Annotated in this window: 17 protein-coding genes; 9 read left to right on the forward strand and 8 right to left on the reverse strand. The window is 54.3% G+C overall.

The features are described 5' to 3' along the window. Positions 1-92: 92 nt before the first annotated feature. The 4 genes from dam to trpS are packed head-to-tail and all read left to right on the forward strand — an operon-like array spanning position 93 to position 3,372. Positions 93-929, forward strand: coding sequence for an adenine-specific DNA-methyltransferase (dam, locus tag J4617_RS16970; RefSeq protein WP_000742132.1), 837 nt, complete (start codon positions 93-95; stop codon positions 927-929). A 17-nt stretch (positions 930-946) separates the two neighbouring features. Beyond that, positions 947-1,624, forward strand: coding sequence for a ribulose-phosphate 3-epimerase (gene rpe, locus J4617_RS16975; RefSeq protein ID WP_000816285.1), 678 nt, complete (start codon positions 947-949; stop codon positions 1,622-1,624). Then, positions 1,617-2,375 (forward strand): phosphoglycolate phosphatase, encoded by a 759-nt coding sequence (gene gph / locus J4617_RS16980; RefSeq protein WP_017465349.1) that lies wholly within the window; start codon positions 1,617-1,619, stop codon positions 2,373-2,375. Before rpe ends, gph begins: the two co-directional genes overlap by 8 nt. Then, on the forward strand, positions 2,368-3,372 hold the full coding sequence (trpS, locus tag J4617_RS16985; protein ID WP_000165562.1) for a tryptophan--tRNA ligase: 1,005 nt from the start codon (positions 2,368-2,370) through the stop codon (positions 3,370-3,372). Before gph ends, trpS begins: the two co-directional genes overlap by 8 nt. A gap of 144 nt (positions 3,373-3,516) precedes the next feature. Here the strand turns inward: trpS and J4617_RS16990 are convergent, their stop codons facing one another. The 7 genes from J4617_RS16990 to tsgA all read right to left on the reverse strand — a co-directional run bounded on the left by J4617_RS16990 (position 3,517) and on the right by tsgA (position 16,714). Further along, positions 3,517-3,687 carry a YhfL family protein gene (locus J4617_RS16990; protein ID WP_000472323.1) on the reverse strand — a complete coding sequence of 57 codons (171 nt, stop codon included), beginning with the start codon at positions 3,685-3,687 and terminating at the stop codon, positions 3,517-3,519. A gap of 192 nt (positions 3,688-3,879) precedes the next feature. After that, positions 3,880-9,606 (reverse strand): autotransporter adhesin BigA, encoded by a 5,727-nt coding sequence (gene bigA / locus J4617_RS16995; protein ID WP_208290704.1) that lies wholly within the window; start codon positions 9,604-9,606, stop codon positions 3,880-3,882. Between the two features lie 337 nt (positions 9,607-9,943). Then, complete coding sequence (gene cysG / locus J4617_RS17000; protein ID WP_000349896.1) at positions 9,944-11,317, reverse strand: siroheme synthase CysG; 1,374 nt, start codon at positions 11,315-11,317, stop codon at positions 9,944-9,946. 11 nt (positions 11,318-11,328) lie between these two features. Then, positions 11,329-12,138 carry a nitrite transporter NirC gene (nirC, locus tag J4617_RS17005; RefSeq protein WP_000493569.1) on the reverse strand — a complete coding sequence of 270 codons (810 nt, stop codon included), beginning with the start codon at positions 12,136-12,138 and terminating at the stop codon, positions 11,329-11,331. Positions 12,139-12,403: 265 nt separating this feature from the next. Next, positions 12,404-12,730 carry a nitrite reductase small subunit NirD gene (nirD, locus tag J4617_RS17010; RefSeq protein ID WP_000084814.1) on the reverse strand — a complete coding sequence of 109 codons (327 nt, stop codon included), beginning with the start codon at positions 12,728-12,730 and terminating at the stop codon, positions 12,404-12,406. Further along, complete coding sequence (gene nirB / locus J4617_RS17015; RefSeq protein WP_017465350.1) at positions 12,727-15,270, reverse strand: NADPH-nitrite reductase large subunit; 2,544 nt, start codon at positions 15,268-15,270, stop codon at positions 12,727-12,729. The genes nirD and nirB overlap by 4 nt, the downstream gene beginning before the upstream one ends. 262 nt (positions 15,271-15,532) lie before the next feature. Beyond that, positions 15,533-16,714, reverse strand: coding sequence for an MFS transporter TsgA (gene tsgA, locus J4617_RS17020; protein ID WP_000185212.1), 1,182 nt, complete (start codon positions 16,712-16,714; stop codon positions 15,533-15,535). A gap of 276 nt (positions 16,715-16,990) precedes the next feature. Here tsgA and ppiA point away from each other — a divergent pair, with 276 nt between their 5' ends. From ppiA to J4617_RS17045, 5 genes are all read left to right on the forward strand, one after another. Continuing rightward, complete coding sequence (gene ppiA, locus J4617_RS17025; RefSeq protein WP_000920482.1) at positions 16,991-17,563, forward strand: peptidylprolyl isomerase A; 573 nt, start codon at positions 16,991-16,993, stop codon at positions 17,561-17,563. Between the two features lie 108 nt (positions 17,564-17,671). Next, positions 17,672-17,839: a YhfG family protein gene (locus tag J4617_RS17030; RefSeq protein WP_001521109.1), complete on the forward strand. Its 168-nt coding sequence runs from the start codon at positions 17,672-17,674 to the stop codon at positions 17,837-17,839. Further along, positions 17,829-18,431, forward strand: coding sequence for a putative adenosine monophosphate-protein transferase Fic (locus J4617_RS17035; protein WP_001280675.1), 603 nt, complete (start codon positions 17,829-17,831; stop codon positions 18,429-18,431). Before J4617_RS17030 ends, J4617_RS17035 begins: the two co-directional genes overlap by 11 nt. A gap of 31 nt (positions 18,432-18,462) precedes the next feature. Then, on the forward strand, positions 18,463-19,026 hold the full coding sequence (gene pabA, locus J4617_RS17040; RefSeq protein ID WP_017465351.1) for an aminodeoxychorismate synthase component 2: 564 nt from the start codon (positions 18,463-18,465) through the stop codon (positions 19,024-19,026). 85 nt (positions 19,027-19,111) lie between these two features. Continuing rightward, on the forward strand, positions 19,112-20,329 hold the full coding sequence (locus tag J4617_RS17045; protein WP_000190024.1) for an aspartate aminotransferase family protein: 1,218 nt from the start codon (positions 19,112-19,114) through the stop codon (positions 20,327-20,329). Positions 20,330-20,371: 42 nt separating this feature from the next. Here J4617_RS17045 and J4617_RS17050 read toward each other — a convergent pair whose 3' ends face one another. Then, on the reverse strand, positions 20,372-22,459 hold the full coding sequence (locus tag J4617_RS17050; RefSeq protein ID WP_000269312.1) for a YccS/YhfK family putative transporter: 2,088 nt from the start codon (positions 22,457-22,459) through the stop codon (positions 20,372-20,374). Positions 22,460-22,488 lie beyond the last annotated feature (29 nt).

Consider the following 22,488-nt stretch of genomic DNA (forward strand, 5'->3'; position numbering starts at 1 on the left):
AATGCGCCGTAAAGCAACGCGGCACAGCCTAAAGCGCAGGATGCTGTCGGAGCTTTCTCCACAGCCGGAGAAGGTGTAATTAGTTAGTCAGCATGAAAAAAAATCGCGCTTTTTTGAAGTGGGCAGGGGGAAAATACCCTCTGCTTGATGATATCAAACGACATTTGCCAAAAGGCGAGTGCCTTGTCGAACCTTTTGTGGGTGCCGGATCGGTGTTTCTTAACACCGACTTTTCTCGTTATATCCTCGCCGATATCAACAGCGACCTTATTAGCCTCTATAACATCGTGAAGTTACGTACTGACGAGTATGTACAGGCTTCGCGCGAGCTGTTTATGCCTGAAACTAACCAGGCTGAGGTCTATTACCAACTCCGTGAGGAGTTCAACACCTGCCAGGACCCCTTTCGTCGGGCGGTACTGTTTTTATATCTGAACCGCTACGGTTATAACGGACTCTGTCGCTATAACTTACGCGGGGAATTTAATGTACCGTTTGGTCGTTATAAAAGACCTTACTTCCCGGAAGCGGAGTTGTACCACTTTGCAGAAAAAGCGCAGAATGCGTTCTTTTACTGTGAGTCATACGCAGACAGTATGGCGCGTGCGGACAAGTCGTCGGTGGTCTATTGCGATCCGCCTTATGCGCCGTTGTCCGCCACGGCTAACTTCACAGCGTATCACACCAATAGTTTTAGCCTGACGCAACAAGCGCATCTGGCGGAAATCGCTGAGAATCTGGTCAGTAACCGGATACCGGTGCTCATTTCCAACCATGATACGGCGCTCACACGCGAGTGGTATCAACTCGCAAAATTGCATGTCGTCAAAGTTAGACGCAGTATAAGCAGCAACGGCGGCACACGTAAAAAGGTGGACGAACTGCTGGCTCTGTACCAACCAGGAGTCGCAACGCCTGCAAGAAAATAATTCTCAAGGAGAAGCGGATGAAACAGTATTTGATTGCCCCCTCAATTCTGTCGGCTGATTTTGCTCGCCTGGGTGAAGACACCGCCAAAGCGCTGGCTGCCGGTGCTGATGTTGTACACTTTGACGTCATGGATAATCACTATGTGCCGAACCTGACTATCGGCCCGATGGTGCTGAAATCCCTGCGTCAGTACGGTATTACCGCGCCTATTGATGTCCACCTGATGGTCAAGCCAGTCGACCGTATCGTGCCCGACTTTGCCGCCGCTGGCGCGAGCATCATTACCTTTCACCCGGAAGCCTCCGAACATGTTGACCGCACGCTACAGCTGATTAAAGAACACGGCTGTAAAGCGGGGCTGGTATTCAACCCGGCAACGTCGCTCAGTTATCTCGATTACGTCATGGACAAACTGGATGTGATCCTGCTGATGTCCGTGAACCCAGGCTTCGGCGGCCAGTCTTTTATTCCGCAGACGCTGGATAAACTGCGCGAAGTGCGTCGCCGCATTGATGCGTCCGGTTACGACATTCGCCTGGAAGTGGACGGCGGCGTGAAGGTGAACAATATCGGCGAGATCGCAGCAGCAGGTGCGGACATGTTTGTTGCGGGGTCGGCAATTTTCGATAAACCCGACTACAAAAAAGTGATTGATGAAATGCGCAGTGAGCTGGCAAAGGTAAGTCATGAATAAGTTGCAGAATATTCGGGGCGTCGCCTTTGATCTTGACGGCACGCTGGTGGATAGCGCGCCGGGTCTTGCCGCGGCGGTGGATATGGCGCTGTATGCGCTGGAACTGCCGGTCGCGGGCGAGGAGCGCGTAATTACCTGGATTGGTAACGGCGCAGACGTATTGATGGAACGCGCGCTGACCTGGGCTCGCCAAGAGCGCGCCACGCTGCGTAAGACGATGGGGAAATCGCCCGTTGATGAAGATATTCCTGCCGAGGAACAGGTACGTATTCTGCGTAAACTGTTCGACAGGTATTATGGCGAAGTGGCGGAAGAAGGCACTTTTTTATTTCCGCATGTCGCCGACACGCTGGGCGCGCTGCACGCCAGCGGATTGTCATTAGGTCTGGTGACGAATAAGCCGACGCCGTTCGTCGCGCCGTTGCTGGAATCGCTTGATATCGCCAAATACTTTGGTGTGGTTATCGGCGGCGATGATGTGCAAAATAAGAAGCCGCATCCGGAGCCGCTGTTGCTGGTGGCAAGCCGGCTGGGCATGATGCCGGAGCAGATGCTTTTTGTCGGCGATTCGCGTAATGATATTCAGGCTGCAAAAGCGGCAGGCTGCCCTTCGGTTGGCCTGACATACGGCTACAATTATGGCGAAGCGATCGCCCTTAGCGAGCCGGACGTCATTTATGACAGTTTTAACGACCTTTTGCCCGCACTTGGGCTTCCGCATAGCGATAACCAGGAAATAAAAAATGACTAAGCCCATCGTTTTTAGTGGCGCACAGCCCTCAGGTGAATTGACCATTGGCAACTATATGGGGGCATTGCGTCAGTGGGTAAACATGCAGGATGACTATCATTGCATCTACTGCATCGTAGACCAACATGCTATTACCGTGCGTCAGGACGCGCAGCAGCTACGTAAAGCGACGCTGGATACGCTGGCGCTGTACCTGGCATGTGGTATTGATCCTGAAAAGAGCACTATTTTCGTTCAGTCCCATGTGCCGGAACATGCGCAGCTTGGCTGGGCGCTAAACTGCTATACCTATTTCGGCGAGCTGAGCCGTATGACGCAGTTTAAAGATAAATCTGCGCGCTATGCGGAAAACATTAACGCCGGCCTGTTTGATTACCCGGTGTTGATGGCGGCAGACATCCTGTTGTACCAAACCAATCTGGTGCCGGTAGGCGAAGATCAGAAGCAGCATCTGGAACTGAGCCGCGATATCGCCCAGCGTTTCAACGGGCTGTATGGCGATATTTTCAAAGTACCGGAACCGTTTATTCCAAAATCCGGCGCGCGCGTGATGTCGCTGCTGGAGCCGACAAAGAAAATGTCCAAATCGGACGATAACCGTAATAACGTGATCGGCCTGCTGGAAGATCCGAAATCGGTAGTGAAGAAAATCAAACGTGCGGTCACTGACTCCGACGAGCCGCCGGTAGTGCGTTATGATGTGAAAGAGAAAGCGGGTGTCTCTAACCTGCTGGATATTCTTTCCGCCGTGACCGGTCAGAGCATTCCTGAACTGGAAAAACAGTTTGAAGGTAAAATGTATGGCCATTTGAAAGGCGAAGTGGCGGAGGCGGTTTCCGGAATGCTGTCTGAGTTGCAGGAGCGCTATCATCGTTTCCGCAACGACGAAGCGTTCTTGCAGAAGGTGATGAAAGACGGGGCGGAAAAAGCCAGCGCACGTGCGGCCGAAACGCTGAAAGCCGTTTACGAAGCCATTGGCTTTGTGGCGAAACCGTAACGGTAATTGCTTGCCCGATGGCGCTAGCTTATCGGGCCTACCAACGAGCGTAAGTTGGACAAGGCATCTGCGCCGTACCGTTTATCAGACCTGTAAAAAAACCGGGAAAATCCCGGTTTTTTTGTATCTGCGCAGTCGTTTCTATTATTGATCGGCAGCCGGGCCGCAACCGCCAATAATTTTAGAAATAGAAATTGCAGGGTGCAGCAAATAATCGTAGCTGCAGTTATTTTTTTTGTTTTCGATATGACCAGTACAAGCAGTGAGCGTCGCCAGAACCCCTGCCACAACGGCAATTTTTACAAATTTAAACATTTCAAAATCCTTGTTGATAAAACGAGCACTACTGGTGGAATAAATATAAGATCTATTTAGCGTATAGTACGATAGCAATTATTAAACTATACAGGTAGTCCAAATAAGGACTTTATCTTTACCAGGGGATATGATTTAAAAAGGCCGCTTAATAATAAGCGGCCTGTATTAGTGTTATATAATGTCGTTTATTTAACGAAATGTTTTCTTAACGTTAAGCATAAAGCCTTTATCGCTGATACTGTCTTCCTTCCACTGGTATGCATCCAGATGTAGCGCGGTATCATTGCTGCTATATTTCACGCCGATGGTTGCCAGGCCATTAATGCCGCCGCCTTTTTGACCGTCATCCACGCCGAACGATTGACCCGCCGCACCCTGTAATGACGCTGTACGCTGGCTCTTGCTGTAGCTCAGGTTCGGGCCGCCTTCCAGGGTAGCGGTGGCGCTCCAGCCGTCTTTCCCGGCGTAATCCAGCTTCAGGCCGACAATAGAGTCTACCGCCGTTTCGTTGCCAGAGTTCATGGACAGGTTAAAATCTCCGGCGCTGCGCTCTTTGTAGCCTCCTTCCATGGTGTGACGGAATTTCACCCCGGCATACGGCGTGACTTTCAGCGTATCACTCATCATGGTGAAAGTTTTCGCCCCTTCACTGCGAAACTCAAGGTACTGCTGACGCATGTCGGAATCGGCAATTTTGTTGACATCGCCATAAGCGACAGAACGGCTGCTGTCGAGGTTGTGCACGTCATAACGCAGGCTGTTGTTCCACGCCAGACCTTCATCAAACGCCATGCTGTGCTTCAGGCCAAAGAACTGGCTGTAGCCGCCTGTCAGGCCGTTATCGCCCGCAGTTTTCGAACCGTCGCCATCCAGACGCGCAATACCGTACTCCAGCGTCAGATTCTGGCTGGCGGTGAGATCCAACGTCTGGCGTAATGCCAGCATGTCGTACTGGGTGTCGTTGCCCAGCTCCGCACGTGGGTCGCCTTTCGCCACCACGTTGAACGCCAGACCATCTTTAATTTGCGGCGCGGCGTCGGCCAGCATGGTAAAGCGGTTGCTGAGTACACGCGCTTCACGGAATACCGTGGTGGCTTGAGCACCGCTCACCTGCTTGAGTGCGCTGTTCAGCTCGGCGGTAGTCCCCACATTAAGGCTGGTGTACAGCTCGTTGTTGGTGTAACCGGCGTCCAGCGCCTGCGCCACGTCGCTTACCGAGCTGTCGGTCGCCACATCGGCATAGGCGTTTTTGGTCATGGTGACGTCAACGTTGCCGTCGGCATCCTGGCTACCCTGGGCGTTCCACACCACGCTGGTGGAAGTGATGTTGTCCGCGCCCTGGATATTGCTGCCGGTGAAGGCGTTATCCACCACCACGGTGGTATCCGCCGTACCGCTGGTAAAGCCGGTATCCACCTTCACGTTGTCGCCAATCACCAGGTTATTGGCTTTCAGCGTACCGGAGCTACCGTCGGCGTTGGTGCCAACAATATAGTTGGAGAGCTGCTGCGGCGCGTTGGGATCCTCTGGCGGCGTCGGGATGCTGCCCTCGGTCGGGGCGGTAGTCGCATCCGGGATGACGATGTCCGCTGTCCCGTTATGGTCGTTCTGCGTGCCCGTAGTACCCGGCGCGTAGATGTCGCAGCCGCTGTCGCACAGCAGGTTGATTTCGCCGTTGTTGATGATGGCTTTGGTCTTGCCGCCAAACGCATACGAGTCATCCGCGTAAACGTTAATCACGCCGTCTGCGGTGTTGTTTATGGTGGTGGCATTACCGTTGCCTTTGATGCCGATAAGCCCGGTGCCGTTAGTGCCGTCCTCCTTGCCCTGCTCGGTACCGACGTTGATGGTGCCGCTATTGACCAGGTTAATGACATAACTGCTGGTGCCGCCGCTAATCGCCACGGCGTTATCGCCCTGCACGTTGATAGTGCCCTGGTTGCCGAAGTTATAGCCGCGGCCCAAATTGATTAGCGGCGCATCCGGGTTAATACCGTTAATCACGCCGGTTGCGGTGTTCCAGATCCATTTGGGGTCATTGCTGCCGTTGACCGTGGTGATGGCGCTGTAACCGTTAGTGGCGGTGATGGTGCCGCTGTTCACCTGGGTCAGCGAATCGTTGGCGCGCGTCAGATTGATGATGGTGTTCTCACCGCCTTCCACCGCGCTGCCGCTGTTGGTAAGCGTTGCGTCCTCTTCGTTATAGAAATAGAAGCTGCCGCTGACCAGCGATTTGCCATCTTCCGCCACCGTCATATCGCCAGTATTGACGATTTCCTGCTGGTAGCTGGTGCCCGCTATGGAGCCGGTGAAATCGCCGTTATTGTAAAAAGTGACGTCGCCATTAAGGGTTAACAGATCGGTGGTGATGCTGCCGTCCGCTTCATTAAAGAGGCTGTGCCAGGTGGAAATAGCGTCCGCGTCCAGCGTCCCGTAGTTAGCCAGCGCGTTAGCCCCGCCGTTAATCGTCACGGTGCCGTTGACGGTGAGCGAGGCGCCCGCTTCGTTGTACAGCCAGCCCCCGTTAACGTCCACATCGCCGTTCAGGGTTTCAGTACCGTAGTTGGCCAGCGTACCGGCGGTGAAGAAACCTGTGTCGGAGGTCCTGGTGTCGCTGTCGCCGCTGCCGGGCAGAGACTGAATCCAGATTTTGTCCGTTGGCGTGCCGCCCATGTGTGAATCAGTATCATCCATCGGGCTGCCGTTAAGGTTGATAGAGCCGTTATTGATGATGTAGCTGGAACTGTCGCTCAGAAACGCCTGGCCGTAATCGGCGTCGATGTTAATCACGCCGCTGGTGTCGTTGATGACGACGCCGCCGTTGAGCGCCGCCATCCCGACCAGCTCGTCTGCCTGACCGGTCACGCCGTCATCGGCGGTCAGGGTGATCACGCCCTGGTTAATGGCGGTGCCGCCATTAAGCGCCATCATGCCGAACCCGGCGTTGTTGACGGTAATGTTGCCGGTGTTGATGGCGGTGGCGTCGCCATCGGCATCGGTGGAACCCGCCACCATTCCTGAGCTGGTGAGATAGAGCGATGATGGCTGCCAGTAGCTGGTGCTGGTGATGTTATTTTCATCGTCCAGCGTCGGGACAAGGCCATCCAGATAGATATCGCCTTCGTTTAGTGCTTTACCTCGGCTGGCGGTAACGCCATATACACCTGCCCCCTGCAAATGGATCGTGGCGCCCTCATCGTTAACGACATCGCCATAATCCGAAGCCATCATGGCGTAAAAGGTGTGGGTGTACCATTTCAATGGGTATACTTCAATACCGCCACTGCCCTGCGGCGTCTGATCAGAAATGAGGGTGATATCGCCGCCGGCTTTGTTATGAACAGCCGATCCCTCGCCACTAGCCCTTGTGATGGCTGCACGATCCTCACTACTGTTGCTACTGGTCGCGTAGACCAGAATATCTCCGCTGTTGCTGACTTCCGAGCCGTTATCTGCGCGAATGACGGAATACACGCCATGGCTTGTAATATCGCCTTTATTTTCAATTGATGTGCCTTCGCCATCAGCCATCAGCAACGCGTTGTAGGTGTAATAGCCTGTGGGTATATAACTGACATTAACGTCAACAACTGAGTCATCACCCAGAATCAGGGAGCCGCCGTTGTTGACCCGCGCCAGTACAACGTGCCCCCCCACTACCGTGTTGGTATCAATGGTAGAATGACCGTTTAGCGTAACGGTACTGTTACCGCTGACGCTGATGCCGGTAATGTCTGCAGAGGTTCCATCAAGTGGATCCTCGCTGTGGGTGATATTAATACCGCCGTCAATCTCAACGTCGTTATCATCACCTGTTACGCTCAGGCCAACAACGTCCAGGTATTGTCCGCCGGTGGCGGACAGATCGTTGTCATCAATATTCAGCGCGCCATTAAGGGTAACGGTATTGCCGTTACCGCCGACGACAACGCCGGTTAACGGGGGAGCCCCGGCAGCCAGATCATCCTGCCCGTAGTCGGCGCTGATATTTACGTTGCCGGTGATATCAACGGCGTTGCTGTCGCCGCTCACGCTCACCCCTGTCGCTGAGCTAAACACGCCTTCGCTGTCCTGGACTGAGACAACGTTAATATCGCCATCCAGCGTAACCTGCGACATATCGCCGCTCACCAGCGCGCCGGTGCCGTTAAGGCTGACGTCAATATCCCCTTTGTTTTTGAAGGTGTTTTTTTCGCCTGCAACCACAAAACCCACCGAGTCCGCATCACGTACGGTGGCGTTGCCGGTATTTTTTGCTTCATTTCCGGTGCCATAGGTGATGATGCCCATCGCGCCGTCGGTGACCAGCAGATCGCCCGCCTGGGTCAGGCTGCCGTTGTCGCCGTTGATAATCACGGCGGCAGAGCCCGCGCCATCCACCGCGATATCACCGGTATTGGTGGTATGGGCGTCGTCGCCGTCAATGCGCGTACCGACGGCGCCGCCGGAGATAGTCTGATTACCTTCGTTGATAACGAGCGCGTTGTCGCCTTCGATATACAGCGCCGTGGCGTCTGCGCCGCTGACGGTGGTGCTCCCGGCGTTATCGATAACCACGTTGTCGCCGGTAATGTGGCCGCCGGTGCCGCCGTCGGTGATGGTCATATCACCGTCATTGTTGACGCGGGCGTTATTGCCGTCAATGACGGTGCCGGTGGAGCCTGCGCCGCTGATGTTAGAGGTACCGGTATTCTTAATCGTGGCGTTGTCGCCGTCGATGATGATGGCGGTACCGCCGCCGCTCACGGCAATGTCACCGGCGAAATTGGTGGTGGTGCCGTTGCCGGAAATCAGCGCGCCGGTGGCGTTGTCCACCGTTGAGTGGCCCGAAATGGTGTTGGTAGTGCCGTCACCGGAGATAACCATGCCAGTGGCGCCGTCGGTCACACTGGAGTCCCCGGTGAGCGTGTTGACGGTTCTATCGCCGGAAATAATCACGCCGGTGCGATCCTGGCCGCTGATATCCATGCCGCGATCGGAGTTATGCGCCTGGTCATCGCCGCTGATAACGGTGGTTTTATCGTCAGCAATAATCAGATGGCCACGGCTGTCGTACTTCCAGTAGAGACCGTTTTCCTGGGTACCTTCAATCACGGCGGCATTGGCGTCGGTCACGTCCCAGCCGGTGACGTTCAGCGTTTTGCCGTCTGCGGTGGTGAGCTGCCACTGGTTGTCCTGTTCTGAATAATTCCACACGGCACCCTCAAGAACGCTGCCGTTATCCAGTTTGAAGCTATCGAAGGCCAGGGTGTCTTTGCCTTTATCGATGGTGGCGCCGTTGCTGAAGGTTATAACAGAGTCATCCGGGGGCGTGTCGTCGTCGTCGCCGCTATCGTCGGGCGGGGTCACATCGTCATCGCCGCTATCGTCAGGCGGGGTTACATCGTCATCGCCGCTATCATCGGGCGGGGTTACATCGTCATCGCCGCTATCGTCGGGCGGGGTCACATCGTCATCGCCGCTATCATCGGGCGGGGTTACATCGTCATCGCCGCTATCGTCGGGCGGGGTTACATCGTCATCGCCGCTATCATCGGGCGGGGTCACATCGTCATCGCCGCCATCGTCGGGCGGGGTGACGTTGCCGCCATCGTCGGGCGGGGTGACGTCGCCGCCATTATCGGGCTTAGGGGGGGTATAAGAATGATTAGAATCTCCGCCACCGTTATTTTCAACGCCAATAGCCACACCTGCGACCAGTGCAGCAACGCCGCCAGCAACCCAGCCCCAGTGATTATCATTTTCAGGTGTAGCAAGGCAGGTCGGTGAGAGTTTTGCGCGTTTTTCTTTAGGCAGGGAGGAGATATTACTGGGACATTCTTTTTCATCATCGTTATTTTCTGCGGCGATGGCCGGAATGTAATAACTTTGTAGCGTTAAAGCGATAGCGATAGAAATAAGTTTTTTCTTTTGCATAGGGTTCATCCTTAATTAATATTTTCCTTGCGTACTAAACATATGCAGAGAGCGATACAGGCAATGATGAAATGGCCAGAAGAAAAATTATGCTTTAGTGTTTATTTTATCACCCGATAACCAGGTCAGGTCAAATTGAGTGCTTAACGGTGTTATTTATTGTATGAATGAATAAGGGGTGAATTTGACGAGTAAAAGGGTTTTTAGGCAGAATTATTACTATTTAAATTTTTCTGGTGTATTTAAAGTTGATTTCTTAATTCACTTTTAAGTAAAAATAATTTGAGATTACGAGTGGTTGTAAAATAAAGCCCTGTTATTCAGGGCGTTATTTTAATTAATGATTAGAGAACCAATTTAATTTATCGCGTAAGCCAACGACCCGGCCAACGATAATCAGCGCCGGGCTTTCAACCTGTTGCGCTAATTCACCGAGCTGCGTCAGCACACCGTGGACGACGCGTTGCTTCACGGAGGTACCGTTTTCTACCAGCGCAACCGGCATATCGGCCTGCATACCGAATGCGATCAGTTTTTCCTGGATAGTCGCTGCCTGATTCAGCCCCATGTAGAACACCAGCGTCTGTTTTTCTGCCGCCAGGTTTTCCCAGTCCAGCTCGCCGCCGGTTTTCAGGTGACCGGTGACCAGACGTACGCTCTGTGCGTAATCGCGATGGGTTAGCGGAATACCGGAGTAGGCGGAGCAACCGGAAGCCGCGGTAATCCCCGGCACTACCGAGAAAGGAATACCGGCATGACACAGCGTTTCCAGCTCTTCACCGCCGCGACCAAAGATAAAGGGATCGCCGCCTTTCAGGCGTACCACGCGTTTACCTTTTTGCGCTTCACGCAGCAGGATCTGGTTGATTTCTTCCTGTGGGACGCAGTGGTAACCTGCGCGTTTCCCCACAAAGACCCGATCGGCATCGCGGCGTACCAGGTTCATAATGTCGTCGGAGACGAGGCGATCGTAAACCACGATATCCGCCTGTTGGATTTGTTGTAACCCTTTCAGCGTCAGCAGTCCGGCATCGCCCGGCCCGGCGCCGACCAGCACGACTTCGCCACGGTGATCCAGCGGTTCGCTAAACAGGCGTTCGGTTGTCGCGTTAACCGCTTTCTCATCGGCATTCGCCAGCGACTGCGCCAGCCGGTCATTGACGAAAAATTTTTCCCAGAAGCGACGACGCTCGCCCATCGTGGCAAACTGCTTTTTCACTCGGGCGCGGAGTTGCCCGGCATAGCGCGCGACCTGCCCCAGATGCTGCGGCAGCAGCGATTCCAGTTTCTCGCGCAGCAGACGCGCCAGCACCGGGGAGGTGCCGCCCGAGGAGACGGCGACCATCAGCGGCGAGCGGTCAATAATGGAGGGCATGATAAAGCTGGCGGCTTTCGGCGCATCCACCACGTTGCAAAAGATACGGCGTGACTCCGCCGCGTCGCTGACGCGCTGGTTGACGGTATCGTCGTCAGTGGCCGCGATCGCCAGCCAACACGAGTCGAGAAGCGTTTCGTCGAACGGTCCCTCAACCAGAGTCAACATGCCTTCATTTGCCCATACGGTGAACTGTGGAATAAAGGTTAGCGCATTGACCGTTAAACGTGCGCCTGCTTCCAGCAGTAACCGTGCTTTGCGTTCTGCGACATCGCCACCGCCGACGATCAGACAGTCGCGGTCGCGTAATTGACAAAATATAGGCAAATGGTCCACGACATTACCCCTTAATTATTGGCAGCAGCCTCTGGCTGATTGATTTTTGCCGGAGCCGGACGCTCCGATTTTGGCGTAGCATACCAATAACCCAATCCCATGAATACGACACCGGACAAAGTATTACCGAGTGTCACCCACAACAGGTTATGACCAATTCCGGCCAGGGTATAGGCGTCGCTGTGATGACCAAACCAGGAGAGGGCGAACAGCGTCATATTCGCGACGGAGTGCTCGTAGCCGGAAGCGATAAACGCCAGCAGACACCACCAGATAGCAAGAAATTTTGCCGTGCCTTCGGTGCGGATTGCCATCCAGATTGCCAGACAAACCAGCCAGTTACACAGCGCGCCTTTGAAGAACAGTACCGTGGCGGGCGCGGTGGTTTTCGCCAGCGCGACTGAGTGAACGATGCTGGTATCGACCGGCAACAAACTGCCGCCGCCCCAGCTGTAAAGCAGGGCGACAAACACGGAACCGACCAGGTTGCCGAGCCAGGTTTGCGGCAGGATAGCCCACATTTGACCGTGGCTGATAGTGCCTGCTTTGACGCCCAGCGTCAGGAACATGGTGTGGCCGGTAAACAGTTCGGAACCGGCGATGATGACCAGCGTTAAGGCGATACCGAAGGTGGCTCCCATCACCAGAGGACGTACGGACGGGTCGAGCAGATTGCCGAGGGTGAAAATAAGAATGATGCCGAGACCGACATAAGCCCCGGCCATTGCCGAACTGACCCAGAAGCCGAGCGGATTATTCGCCGACAGGCGTGCGATGCGCGCAGCGTTAGCCGCACACTTATTGATAGTGTCTGTAAACATTTGATTATCCTTTTCTCACTTCATCCTTTGCACTGCCTCTTTGTTGGCTGCCCTCGCTCACCCCAGTCACATAGTGAACTATGTTCCTGGGGATTAATGAGGGACATCCTTGTCCCTCACCGAAGGCAGCCAGCGGCTGTTCAAATTCGTTCCTGACGAATTTGTTGCTCAGTTGCCGCCGCGATGCAGTACAAATGATTTTGTGATAACAATTAAAATGAAAAAAAATACAAAAAAGGGGAGGCGTTGCGCCTCCCAAAAATAATTAACCGCGCAACTGCACCACGCCGTCTTTCACCCGCGCGTCGTAATGTTTCACAGAAAACTGCTCATCTTCCATGCATAAACCATCGCTCAGGCGGAAGCGCTGCTTTTTCAACGGGCTGGCGACCCACAGTTCGCCCTGGTGTTCCGCAATCAGCCCACGAGACAGCACGCTGGCCTCAAAGAACGGGTCGATGTTGCTGATCGCGAACACCTGATCGCTATGGTAAGGACGGAAAATTGCCACCTGCTCGCCGCCTGACAGCGCGCAGACGCCGGTTCCCGGCAGGATGTCATCGATTTTGCAGATGTTTTGCCACTGGCTCATGCGTTTTCCTCCACCAGAGTGACCGGGATACGTTCATACGGCGTGGCCGGACGATGCTGTTCGCGTTCAGGCACAACCTGGACATTTGGGTCGCGTTTGTCGCTGTTGATGAAGTGTTTGAAACGAACCTGCGCCGCTGGCGTGTTGACGGTCTCCGTCCACTCGCAGACCACCGCTTCACGCAGACGGGCCATCTCTTCTTCCAGATGTTCGTTCAGGCCCAGCTTGTCGTCGATGATGACCGATTTCAGATACTCGATGCCGCCTTCCAGGTTATCCAGCCATGGCGCGGTACGGGTCAGCTTATCGGCGGTACGGATGTAGAACATCATAAAGCGGTCGAGGTACTTGAGCAGCGTGTCGCGATCGAGATCGGCTGCCAGCAGATCCGCATGACGCGGTTTCATCCCGCCGTTACCGCAGACGTACAGGTTCCAGCCTTTCTCAGTGGCGATAATGCCGACATCTTTACCCTGCGCTTCCGCACATTCACGGGTACAGCCGGAGACGCCGAACTTCATTTTGTGCGGGGTGCGAATGCCTTTGTAGCGGTTTTCCAGCTCCACGCCGAAACCGACGCTGTCGCCCACGCCGTAGCGGCACCAGGTGCTGCCGACGCAGGTTTTCGCCATCCGCAGCGCTTTGGCGTACGCGTGACCGGTTGCGAAACCGGCTTCAATCAGTTGACGCCAGATTTCCGGCAGATCGTCTTTTTGCGCGCCAAACAGACCGATACGCTGAGAACCGGTGATTTTGGTATAGAGGTTAAACTCGCGGGCGATACGCCCCACGGCCACCAGACCTTCCGGGGTGATTTCACCGCCCGCCGAGCGCGGGATCACCGAGTAGGTGCCGTCTTTCTGAATATTCGCCAGGAAGTTATCGTTAGTATCCTGTAGCGGCGTGTGCTGCGGTTTGAGGATGTATTCGTTCCAGCACGACGCCAGCAGCGAACCGACGGTCGGCTTACACACTTCGCAGCCGTAGCCTTTACCGTGTTTCGCCAGCAGTTCTTCAAAGGTTTTGATACCTTCCACGCGGATTAAGTGGAACAGTTCCTGACGAGAATAAGCAAAGTGCTCGCACAGGTTGTTGTTGACTTCAATACCCTGTTTCGCCAGTTCGGCGTTCAGTACCTGCGTCACCAGCGGGATGCAGCCGCCGCAGCCGGTTCCGGCTTTGGTTTCCGCTTTCAGCGCCGCCACGGTATGGCAGCCTTTATTGATAGCGGCGATCAGATCGCCTTTAGTCACATCGAAGCAGGAGCAGATCTGCGCGCTGTCCGGCAGTTTATCCACGCCGATAGCGGGTTTACCACTGCCCGCGTGCGACGGCAGGATCAGCGAATCCGGGTTTTCCGGCAGTTCGATGGCGTTCAGTACCAGTTGCAGCAAATTGCCGTAATCGCTGGTGTCGCCGACCAGTACTGCGCCGAGCAGAGTTTTGTTATCTTCGCTGACAATAAGACGTTTGTAGACTTCTTTGCTTTCATCGAGGTAAACGTAGCTACGCGCGCCCGGCGTGCGGCCATGCGCGTCGCCGATGCCGCCGACGTCCACGCCCAGCAGCTTCAGTTTGGCGCTGAGATCCGCGCCTTCAAAGGCGTTTGCACTGCCGAGGATATGGTCAACGGCAACCTGGGCCATTTTATAGCCTGGTGCGACCAGACCGTAAACGCGGTTGTTCCAACTGGCGCACTCGCCGATAGCGTAGATATCCGGGTCAGACGTCTGGCAGGTGTCGTTAATCACGATCCCGCCGCGCTGCGCGACGGCCAGACCGCACTGGGTAGCCAGCTTGTCGCGGGGGCGAATACCGGTAGAGAAGACGATAAAATCGACTTCCAGCTCGCTGCCGTCGGCAAAACGCATAGTCTTACGCGCTTCGTTACCCTGCTGAACAATCTCTTGCGTGTTTTTACTGGTGTGTACACGCACGCCCATGCTTTCGATCTTGCGACGTAGCTGCTCGCCGCCCATCTGATCGAGCTGTTCTGCCATCAGCATTGGCGCAAATTCAATGACGTGCGTTTCCACGCCGAGGTTTTTCAGCGCGCCAGCGGCTTCCAGCCCCAGCAGACCGCCGCCGACCACCGCCCCGCGCTTGCTGCGACGGGCGCAGGCTTCGATAGCGTTGAGGTCTTCAATGGTACGGTAAACGAAGCAATCCTGGGTTTCGGAGCCTTTAATCGGCGGAATCCACGGATATGAACCGGTCGCCATGATCAGCTTGTCATAATAAACGGTACGACCCGCGCTGGAGTGAATCACTTTCTCCTGACGGTTAATGGTAATTGCGCGTTCGCCAACCAGTACCTTTACGCCGTGCTTCTCGTAAAATCCTTCACGCACCAGAGAGAGCTCTTCCGCGGTGTGGTGAGAGAAGTAGGATGACAGGTGGACACGGTCATAGGCTTTACGGGGTTCTTCACAGAACACGGTAATGTCGAACAGGCTAGCGTCGGATTTATCAAGGAGATCCTCAATAAAGCGGTGGCCGACCATACCATTACCGATAATAGCGAGTCTGACTTTGCTCATTTTTGCCTCGATTTCTTTTTTATTACCGCCTACCTTAACGATTCAGCAACCCCGCTTATTGATGTAAATCAAATTCACCTTTATATACCTCTTAATGGGTATATGGCTGATTTGTCAGGATTTTTATAAGTGGCGGAATTGTCAGGCTTTTCAGGTTTGTACAAATAACATACAAAATGAGGGGTTTTTAGGCCAACAGGCCTACCCCGTCAGGAGGGGGGATAGAGTGCCGGAGGGCGACGTCGCCATCCGGCAAGGATTATCAATGCGTAGCCGGCGCGCTATGCTGACGATGACGGGAGACAAAGCCGAGCGCAAAGCACATCACAAAGACCACCGCATACAGACCATTCGCGGTGAGTAACGCCGCCTGTGGGCCGCTGTGCGCTACAATCGGGCCGGTGACGACGAAGGTCAGCATCGTTCCGATAGTGCCGCAGGTCAGAATAAAGTTAACCAGCTTAGGCGAGGCCACTTTCGTTTGCTGCGATCCCAGCGTAATGATGGAGGTATAAATGGCGCTGGAGAAGAAGCCCAGCGTCAGAATAAACCACGGCATATGCGCCTGCGTGCCGGTAATAAACAGATACATCAGTACCGCCGCCATACCCGCCAGTACGGTCAGAATGCGTTGCAGATCGAAAAAGCGCAGGATAAAGCTGAACGCCCACATGCCAAACATATAGGACATCCAGAAATCACTCACCAGCGCCCCGGCGTCATTCAGGCTCATGCCGAGGCCTTTGGCGTATTCCGGCACCCAGGAGATAAAGCCTAATTGACCGAGGATATAGCACAGCGCGGCGACGGCCAGAAACAGTACGCCAATGCCCCATTTTTCTTTGACGACAGGCGCCTGAGAGTGCTGCGCATGTTTACCCAGCGCCGGAAATTCACAGCCGAAGGTCAGGATGAAAATCGCCAGGTAGACCAGGCCGATGCAGGCGTAGACCCAGTACCACTCAATACTACGCGCCAGCAGGAAGGCGGCGACCATAGGAAAAATCATCCCCGCCATGCTGAAGAAGGAGTCGGTAAACAGCAGTCGGGAACCGCGCTGACGCCCTTCATACAGTTGCGTAATCAGGAAGGTGCCAATCGACATGGTGATCCCGCTGACCAGCCCCAGCACAAACATCGCCGCTGAGAACAACGCCAGGCTATGGCTGAACATCAGCCCGGCCACCGCCAGCACCATCAGGATAAAACCAAAGCGTAGCTGTGTTTTCAGCGGGATGATTTCCATCAGCCACGCATTGAGGAAGATCGAGATCAAAATCCCGGCGTTCAGGAAAGTAAAGGTGTTACTCATGCTGGAAACGGGCAGATGAAAATAGTCTGCGATATTTCCCATCACCATCCCGGTGACAATCACCAGCGCCCCGGTCAGGGCGTAGGAAAGAAAGCTGATCCATGTGAGCTTGATGCGGTTGCTGTTAGTCATGTCTGGCCTTGAAGAGAAGTGAAGCGCGTGGAGGGCGCGTTAAGCGGGCAGATTTTAGGCGTTTTTGTGATGTATTTAAATAATTATTAGTGATAGTAATGTTCATTACATTTTTTAATGTGATGTTTGTCACATCATATTGCAAGGGCAAGGCGTTGCGTCGTAACGTTACATTTGTTTCATGTACGTAAAATTAGGTAAAGGGCTGGCCTGGCCCAGGAAGGCTCTTTAGAATCATTCCACTTGCTTTATTTCTGCTCTCTTTAAGGAAATCTCATGCTCAAATCGACTCTGGCGGCTGTCGCAGCTGTTTTCGCTCTTTCTGCTCTTTCTCCCGTAGCGTTGGCAGCAAAAGGTGATCCTCATGTGCTGTTAACCACCTCCGCCGGGAATATTGAGCTGGAGCTGAACAGCCAGAAAGCGCCGGTTTCTGTGAAAAACTTTGTCGATTACGTCAACAGTGGTTTCTATAACAACACTACGTTTCACCGCGTTATTCCTGGCTTTATGATTCAGGGTGGTGGTTTTAACGAGCAGATGCAGCAGAAGAAACCGAATCCGCCGATTAAGAATGAAGCCGACAACGGTCTGCGTAATACTCGCGGCACGATCGCGATGGCGCGCACCGCAGATAAAGACAGCGCCACCAGCCAGTTCTTTATTAACGTCGCGGATAACGCTTTTCTCGACCACGGCCAGCGCGACTTTGGCTATGCGGTATTTGGTAAAGTGGTAAAAGGTATGGATGTCGCCGATAAAATCTCACAGGTACCGACGCACGATGTCGGACCTTATCAGAATGTGCCGACAAAACCAGTCGTTATCCTTTCCGCGAAAGTCCTGCCATAAAACATGCCTGCGCGGGTGCGAGCCGCCCGCGTTTTCTCCCTGTCTCAGCGTAACCTGAAATTGCTGCTTATACTTGTGGTCAAGCACAGACATATTCAGGGAGGCCCGGTGAAGAAACTTACCGATAAACAAAAGTCACGCTTTTGGGAACAGCGGCGCAACGTTAACTTCCAGCAAAGCCGCCGTCTCGAAGGTATTGAGATCCCCTTAGTAACCCTGACTGCCGACGAAGCGCTGGTACGTCTTGACGAGCTTCGGAGGCACTATGAGCGATAAATTTGGCGAAGGACGCGATCCGTACCTCTATCCGGGGCTGAATGTGATGCGTAATCGGCTTGGGATTCATCAGGCCCAGCGACTGGCGCAAGCGGCATACGAAATGACCGCGCTCCGCGCCGCTACGATTGAACTGGGGCCGCTGGTACGCGGCTTGCCTCATCTGTGCGCGATTCATCGCCAGCTCTATCAGGATATTTTCGACTGGGCAGGGCAACTGCGGGAGGTCGATATTTACCAGGGTGATACCCGTTTCTGCCACTTTGCCTATATCGAAAAAGAGGGCAACGCTCTGATGCAGGATCTGGAAGAAGAGGGCTATCTGGTCGGTCTGGCGCACGAGAAGTTTGTCGAGCGGCTGGCGCATTACTACTGTGAAATTAACGTGCTTCATCCGTTTCGTTTGGGGAGCGGGCTGGCGCAGCGCATCTTCTTTGAACAGCTGGCGTTACATGCAGGCTATGCGCTGAGTTGGCAAGGTATTGCGGTTGAAACATGGAAGCAGGCGAACCAGAGCGGCGCGATGGGCGATCTCTCCGCTTTGCAGGCGATTTTTCAGAAAGCGATAAGCGAAGCTCGCGAAACTGAGTAAAATAGGGCGGTTCTACTCACCCGGAGCCGCCATGATCCTGCTTATCGATAACTATGATTCCTTTACCTGGAACCTCTACCAGTATTTTTGTGAACTGGGCGCGGAAGTGCAGGTTCGGCGCAATGATGCGCTGACGCTGGCGCACATTGACGCTTTGAACCCGCAAAAAATCGTTATCTCTCCTGGCCCCTGTACGCCAGATGACGCTGGCATTTCACTGGCGGTCATCCGCCATTATGCCGGACGTATTCCGATGCTGGGCGTTTGCCTTGGGCACCAGGCGATGGCGCAGGCCTTTGGCGCGTCGGTGGTGCGGGCAGCGAAAGTGATGCACGGTAAAACGTCATCTGTTACGCATAATGGACAGGGCGTGTTTCGGGGATTGCCCAGCCCGTTAACCGTGACACGTTACCACTCGCTGATTGTCGACCCTGCCACGTTGCCAGAGTGTTTTGAGATCACCGCCTGGAGCGAAACGCAGGAGATTATGGGCATTCGCCACCGCGAGTGGGATCTGGAAGGCGTGCAGTTCCACCCGGAAAGTATTCTTAGCGAACAGGGACACGCGCTACTGGAAAATTTTCTTCAACGTTGATTAATGGTTGTCATTGAGTGATTTTTTATTCATATTTTGTGAGTATAACTTCACTGAATTTTCTGCTTAACCGGGTGGTAATGATATGGCAACTGAACAAACGGCTATTACGCGCGCAACTTTTGATGAGGTGATTCTGCCTGTTTATGCACCGGCGGACTTTATTCCGGTCAAAGGTAAAGGCAGCCGCGTATGGGATCAGCAGGGCAAAGAGTATATCGATTTCGCCGGCGGGATTGCAGTGACTGCGCTGGGCCATTGCCATCCGGCACTGGTCGAGGCGCTGAAATCCCAGGGGGAAACCTTGTGGCATACCAGTAACGTTTTTACCAATGAACCGGCGTTGCGTCTGGGACGTAAACTGATCGACGCCACGTTTGCCGAGCGCGTGCTGTTTATGAATTCCGGCACCGAAGCGAACGAAACCGCTTTTAAACTGGCGCGTCATTATGCCTGCGTGCGCCATAGCCCGTTCAAAACGAAAATCATTGCCTTCCATAACGCCTTTCATGGCCGTTCCTTGTTTACTGTCTCTGTCGGCGGGCAGCCAAAATATTCCGACGGCTTTGGGCCGAAACCCGCCGATATTATTCACGTTCCCTTCAACGATCTTCATGCGGTAAAAGCGGTAATGGATGACCACACCTGCGCGGTGGTGGTCGAGCCGATTCAGGGTGAAGGCGGCGTGCAGGCGGCTACACCGGAATTCCTCAAAGGGTTACGCGACCTGTGTGACGAGCATCAGGCGTTGCTGGTGTTTGATGAAGTGCAGTGCGGGATGGGGCGCACCGGAGACCTGTTTGCCTATATGCACTACGGCGTCACGCCGGATATCCTCACCAGCGCCAAAGCGTTAGGCGGCGGTTTTCCGGTGAGCGCCATGCTGACCACGCAGGAAATCGCCTCGGCCTTTCATGTCGGTTCGCATGGTTCAACCTATGGCGGTAATCCGCTGGCCTGTGCGGTGGCTGGCGCGGCATTCGATATTATTAATACGCCAGAGGTACTACAAGGCATTCACACTAAGCGGCAACAGTTTGTGCAACATTTGCAGGCGATTGACGAGCAATTTGACATTTTCAGCGATATTCGCGGCATGGGGCTGCTGATTGGCGCGGAACTGAAGCCGAAGTACAAAGGTCGGGCGCGCGATTTTCTGTACGCAGGCGCGGAGGCCGGCGTGATGGTGCTCAATGCCGGAGCCGACGTGATGCGTTTTGCCCCGTCGCTGGTGGTGGAAGAGGCGGATATCAATGAAGGAATGCAGCGCTTTGCGCAGGCGGTAGGGAAGGTGGTTGCCTGATGGCGGATTGCCGGATAAGCGTAGCGCATCCGGCAGTCGGTCTTAACTTTTTGTATCCCGTAGCCGCTTACTCAGCCAGATACCGTGATGCGGACGCTGACGCCAGGCCATCGACGAAATGGTGTGCATGGTGTTCAGATGGCCAATGATGCGCTGTAAATGTTGTTCCAGAGTGCTCAATAAGCCATGTGACGGCATGTCCGGCGACTCCAGAATATTGACATCGCCGGAGCCGCCTGGCCTGTCGTACTCCAGGCGCTGCTGGCAGCGCTGAATCGCAATCTCGCAAGATTCCAGATAGCGCTGCGCCAGATCCGGCGTCAGCATGGTGTGTTCCCGCGCCAGCGTCGTCATAGCGTTGATATGCTCGACAATAAACTGGCTGTGCGTGACCCATAGTTTCATATCCGACAGATAGTGGGTATTGAATCCGGGTTCCTGCATTGCCTGATTTAACGAGTTGAATAACGTGTTATGCGCCTGGTTGACCCGCATTCTTTGATAAGCGAGCGGGGTGGCCTGCGGATCGTTACTGAGGATCAGTCGGATAGCTTCTTGATCGGCTTCCAGCGCATCATGGGCGTTTTTACGTAATAGCCCGCTTTGCCATTGCGGCCACAGCCAGACCATGCCGCCAAAGGCAATTAAACAGCCAATCAGCGTATCGATCAGCCTCGGCACAATAAACTGCTCTCCGTTTAACGTCAGTAACTGGATGGTGTATACCGCCGTCACCGTAAAGCCGACCGTCGCCCAGCCGTAGTTTTTACGAATAATCAGATAACTTGCCAGCGTTAGTACCAGCATGACCGCCAGCGTAATGCTTTCGGGAATATGTAAGTGCAGCGTGACGCCGGCAATCACCAGGCCGACCAGCGTTCCGACCGAACGGTGCAGAATACGTACGCGCGTCGCGCCATAGCCGTTTTGGGTGACAAACAGCACCGTCATGAGTATCCAGTACGGTTTAGGCAGGTGCAACGCGCTGCCCATCAGACTGGCGATGCTCATCATCACGCTGATGCGTCCGGCGTTGCGTAGCGCCGGCGATTTAAGAGACATATAATTTTTCAGCGCCGGAAGTAGCGGCAAACGACGCTGTTTATCGGCCATCAGGTCGCGGGCGTACAGCGGTCGCTGAGTACGCAGCACACGGGCGATTCGACTGAAGTGCCAATAGCAGAACTGGCCTACCGGATTTTCAGGATGCTGATTGGCGATCTTCTCCAGAGCGCCAATCTGTTTTTCCATGGAGAAGCGCGTCGGCAGACGATGATACAGAATGTCATCCGCCAGCACGCGCAGACGGGCGGCGACCGTTTGCGCATTCCAGCGAATCACCTCTTCCGCATGGCTGCGTTCTACCAGTTTCTGTACCTCTTCCGGCTGATGCAAGCTGACGGAGATGTGCTCCTGCAAATCCATCGCTTCCTGAAAAGCCCGCAACAGGCGCTTGTAATCATTATTGTTGTGCGCCGAAAGCATATGCATCTGTTGGTAACACTGGGTAATGAGATCGACCGCTTTTTGCTGGCGTATCAGCAGGGGAGGCAGCGCTTTTTCCGGATCGATATGTTGGGTGAGCAGGCTGTATTTCGCTTCACAATAATCGGCCAGTTCACGGTATAACAAACTCAATGACTCGCGCAGCGGCTGTTCGCGCCATAGCCAGAACCAAAACCAGTTAAACACGCCGTACCATAGCGTGCCCAGCGCATAAATGAGCAGCGGCTCCCAGACGGGCATGTATCCCGCAAGGCTCAGGGTAAAGATGGCGGCAATCAGCGACGCTGGCAGTAGCCGCGCGTGAAGCGGGCTAATTTCCGCCGTCACGCCAAGCACCAGCGTCAGCCCGGTCAGGATCAACGGCAGGGGGATGGATTCCGCCAGCAGAAGTTGCGTTACCAGACTGCATCCGGCGAACAGCGACGCGCCGATGATCAGGCGTTTAAAAAAACGTTTGTGCGGGGTATCCAGACCTGCAATGTTGCAGCAGGCGGGAACGAGAGAGAAAAGCAAGCCCAGGTGTAGCTGGCCTATCAATAAACCAACAGCCACAGGCAGGCACAGCACCAGCGTTTGCCGTAGTGCGTAATTAATCTCTGGGTGATAAATCAGTCTTCGCCACATCGATGCAAACAAAAATGGCGCATGATAAA

This window comes from Salmonella sp. 32010601201800023SM, assembly GCF_017572235.1.
Lineage (GTDB): Bacteria > Pseudomonadota > Gammaproteobacteria > Enterobacterales > Enterobacteriaceae > Salmonella > Salmonella enterica.